We start from the raw sequence: 231 nt of genomic DNA, 5'->3' as shown, positions 1-231 counted from the left end.
CACTAGAAGGGAATGGAGCCGCCTGGCGGGTGGAGGACTATACCGTCATTCGAACAAAGGACTCCATTTGGCGCGGCAATGCCAAGCTGGTCTATCTGGGGGACTCTAACGAAATCAGGCACTCCGACTACCTGAGCTATACCGTTTATGAGACGCTCGGCAGCGAGAATGAAGCCGTTCCCGTGCTTAGTGGAAGCCAGACAGCCGTAGGCGGGGCGATCAATCTCCTCC

The 231-nt window shown here is 56.7% G+C and carries 1 protein-coding gene; it reads left to right on the top strand.

What is annotated here, in order from left to right:
* Positions 1 to 29 precede the first annotated feature (29 nt).
* Positions 30 to 231: hypothetical protein (locus ACSNOG_RS34105; RefSeq protein ID WP_436756537.1), on the top strand; the 202-nt coding region annotated here is incomplete at its 3' end.

It is taken from the genome of Streptomyces sp. URMC 124 (assembly GCF_051386455.1).
In the GTDB taxonomy this organism is placed as follows: domain Bacteria; phylum Actinomycetota; class Actinomycetes; order Streptomycetales; family Streptomycetaceae; genus Streptomyces.
This window is presented reverse-complemented; position numbering and strand designations above follow the sequence as displayed.